Origin of the sequence: Bacillus cereus group sp. N21, assembly GCF_016483395.1 — a bacterium.
Classification (GTDB): Bacteria; Bacillota; Bacilli; order Bacillales; family Bacillaceae_G; genus Bacillus_A; species Bacillus_A pseudomycoides.
Window position 1 is genome coordinate 1 of sequence record NZ_JAEHBX010000145.1, and the last position, 3,923, is coordinate 3,923.

Consider the following 3,923-nt stretch of genomic DNA (forward strand, 5'->3'; position numbering starts at 1 on the left):
TGTGTAGCAAGGTCCTTTGCAGTTTGTGATTCCTGGTGAGCCTCATCTGCTTTCTTTCCTGCCTCAGTGATAGCATCAGTCTGACTGTTTACTTTCTCCTGTAATTGATTAAACATCTCACTAGGTACCTTGTCTTGTAAACTAGCTAATATACGTTGATAAGCACGCTGTAAGGCGTCATCTTGATTTAATAGCTCTCTATAGTTACCAAAGTAGAACTTGTCCTGTCTTGGGTCTTTAAAGGACTCATCTGCAGCGATAGCTCTAGCCTCTAAGAAGATAGGAGGACTAATTGTCTTGTCTTTGATGAATACAGTGTCTCCTTCATTGATTGTCTCATGAATCAGACCTGTTAATTTAGCCAGTGAGACGGCGTCAACTTCATAGACTACATTTGTATCTATCCGCTTCTTAAGAGCAGCCTTGGTCAGTGTGAGTAGTCTCTCTGGAGTCATATTTTGATTATCAGTCTCTGGAGTGTAAAATCCAAAGCGATGCTTCCCGTTTATGCTCCATCGTTGAAAGGCTTCCTCATTTACTACGTAGGGGATACCCCCGTTAGCATCTGCTACAGTGATAACTTTTTCCTCTCCGTCTGCTCCCTTTACAGTTACATAACCGATAAGAGTAGTGATAACTCCCTCTGAGTTCTCTTTACGGACAATTCCCTGCAGATCCTTCCCTACATTGATTTCCTTAGCAGTGAATCTGCCTCGTTTTTCTACCAGGTCTACATATCTCTTAACAATAAATGCTCCCTGGACAATAACTCTGTATTGAAGTTCGTAGCCTCCAAAAGCAGAAGCAATCATGTTATTAAACTGTAGAGGTGAAATAAACTCCGTAATAGTCATACTATGAGTCCCTGTAGCTTCAACGTCACCTACAGTCCAATCTGATCCGTTTAAGGACATAGCTAAATATTGTCTAGCATTCATTGAAGGAATCTTTTGAGGAGCTATATAAGATTCCCCTGCAAGCAAGGTCCATTCCCCACTAGCATAAACTGTAACTGTCTTAGCTACAGTGTCTTTTTCCGTCTCAGTGATTACATAAGGAGTCATTACACCAGGACGGGTTTCTTTTACGATGATATTTTGTTGCTGCAGGAGGTCTTCATAAGGAGAGCTCTCAAGTATTTTGAAGTCTAACATATCTACGGAGTTTTTAATTTCCCAGTGTCTTTTGTCCTCTACATATTCATGAGCGCGTATAATTCCTATTACTAGCTTTGTTTTAAAGTCAACTATGTGTAAATCTCCGCTTTGCTTTCTCATTATCTGTATCTCTCCATATATGTTATTTTTGCGGTACCTATAGCCTTAGGACGTACAATAACCTCATTTGCTCCTCTCTTTATGACAGGAAAGTCACTGAATAGGTCTTTAATACTTATAGCGTTCTTCCCATTTATCGTTACAAGAGCCCTCTCTGTATCAATTACAATACTGTCTCCCTGATCCACAATATAAGGAGTAGCATCTACAGGTACATTGAACTTCTTGTACACTTTCAAGTCTTCTATAAAGGTTGCGTCTAGTGGGTTGTAATCTCCGTATTTAAATACTCCTACGGCTACTTTCGTTACCACTGCAGCAGTAGCAGGATTAGAATTATTTGTATCTCTCCAGGTTTCAATGATAGTTTCGTAGTCCTGGTATGTCCCTTTCTTGTATAAAGCAGAATAAGCCGTCCAGACATTCCCCTCTCTGGTTAACATCACATGACCTCTAAAGTCTGTGAATGACTCATTTGTCCTACCAGTATCATCTATCAGTGTCCGCTCATCTGGTCCGTCATTTATGGTAGTGTATGCTTTTGTGATTGCATGGGAGTAGTATTCATCTTTCATCCCTAATTGAGCTACAATCTCATCATTATCGTTTAATAAGAAGAGCATAATAGTTCCCATTCTGTCATAGCTAATGGAGTCAAATGAGAGCCTCATATCCACTTTGAAATCAGTGGCGCCTCCTGGAGGTAGTGAACGCTTAAGAATTGGACCATACCATGTATTTTCTTTAACTGCTCCGTAAGTCTCTGGAAGGAAACCATGTCCGTTTCCTGCTATTCTCATCTTCCCAGAACCTTCAAAGAGTGAGCCTAAAGGACCTGTATGAGCTGACCACTGAGAAAGATCGTCCATCTTGTCCCATATAACCCTAGCCTCTTGAGCTACGAGATTTGTCTTTGGTCCTGTAGGATATCCAAGGCGGAAATACTCGTTACCATTCCAGACATCAATATAAGGGCTCTTGTCCATAACATTAATTTCTACTATAGGATTTGAATCTACTGTCCCCTTATTAGCAATATCCACTTTTAAGTCTGTCCCTGTAGTATCAAGAGCAAAGTCTTTAACCTGTGTAGCTCCAAGCTTATAAGGCATAGGACATACAAAGCGTAAAATACCTTTACCTCTGAAAATTAATTCCTCTAAGTCTGTCTCTCCGTCAAGTAGAGCCATGTAGGTTCTGTCTGCCTCGTCATCAAAAATGAGCTCCTTTGGTTCCTCTTGAATGAGCCAGTTGGCTAAGTCTTCTTTCTTCTTCTGCAGATCAGCCTGGTCTTTAGCCTTAATAATTACAGGTACCTCAATAACTCGTACTTTAGTGTTAGTCTGCAGGTAGTATCCGCCTGGTCTTCCTGGAGCCGTCAAGATATCACGCTCAATAGGAGCCCACGCTGCACGGTTAAAACCCATCATGATATATAAGTAATCTCGCTTAGTTCCGTTAAATTTAAAACTAGCCATGTTATCAATTTCCTTTGCTTTATTTAAAAAGAGCCCTCCATAGGGAAGGCTCACAAGTTGTTCAATCTAGAAAGCAGGGACCACTTGAGGAGCAAACTGAGCTTGTCTACTTGTTCTACGCTTGTTAGCATTGTCAACGTCCTCAGATATAACCTCACCTACTACTTTTTTATCCATTACAAGGTAAGTAGGCGCCTTCTCTTCATTAGCTTGTCCTTGCTTTTCTTGACGTACTTTCTTGTCTTCTTTGCTCTGTCCAGTGATTCTTTCATAAGAAGTAGGAGCCATTGAGATTGATCCATTTAGAATGTCATCTACTTTAGGGAGCTTGAAGTCTGGAGATACTCCCATGTTTAAATCTTTGAAGTTATCGTTTCCTAGTACGTTTCCTAGCTCAATGTCATTAGAAAGAGCTTCAAAGCCACTCAGGACTGCATCAGCCATTTTTGTAGCTGCTTTTACTGCATCGCTTGTCATATCCGTAATTCCCACGGCTAAACCTTCAGTGACGAATCCACCAACTTTCTTCATTACACGGGAAGGAGAATGTATGTCAAAGAAACCTGTTACTGCATCTTTAACTTTGCCAGCCATCTTTTTAGCTGCATTTATCGCATCGGAAGCCATTCCACTAATTCCGTCTGCTAATCCTCGTACTATGTCTTTACCTGCACTTAATAGCATAGAACCTGCATTAGAGAAACATTTCTTAATTCCTCCGATAACATTGTCTGTAATAGCGCTCCACAAGCTACTTAACACGGAATAGATACCTTTAATAAGAGACCAAAGTATCTGCACACCTGCAGCGAGTATCTGAGGAAGGTTAGCAATGATAGTCTTTGCTATTTCATAGATAATCTTTAGAGCTGCTGCAGCTAATTGAGGCATAATTTGAATAATACCTTTGATAATTGCCATTAAGATTTTAATACCAGACTCAATTATTTTAGGTAGGTTTTGCATGATGATGTTTACAAGTTGAGTAATTATCTTAACTGCAGCATCTACAATCTTAGGAAGCATTTTTATGATCCCGTCAACGATTGCCATTAAGATTTTTACACCTGCATCTAATATTTTAGGAAGGCTAGTAATAATCATCTCAATAATTTTATTTACAAGCATGATAGCCGTGTCTACTAAATTAGGGAGAATCTTTACAATC

The 3,923-nt window shown here is 39.9% G+C and carries 3 protein-coding genes; all 3 read right to left on the reverse strand.

Annotated features, from left to right (window positions below):
* A partial coding sequence (locus tag JDS96_RS29790; protein ID WP_199669003.1) for a phage tail spike protein occupies positions 1-1,277 on the reverse strand: 1,277 nt, incomplete at its 3' end.
* Entirely contained in the window at positions 1,277-2,755 is a 1,479-nt protein-coding gene (locus tag JDS96_RS29795; protein WP_199669004.1) for a distal tail protein Dit, read from the reverse strand. The genes JDS96_RS29795 and JDS96_RS29790, both read right to left, overlap by 1 nt.
* Before the next feature lie 66 nt (positions 2,756-2,821).
* Positions 2,822-3,923: phage tail protein (locus JDS96_RS29800; protein ID WP_472926300.1), on the reverse strand; the 1,102-nt coding region annotated here is incomplete at its 5' end.

What these genes read in the sequence shown, in the direction of transcription:
- JDS96_RS29795 (WP_199669004.1), bottom strand. Translation starts at nt 2,755, where the DNA reads ATGGCTAGTTTTAAATTTAACGGAACTAAGCGAGATTACTTATATATC.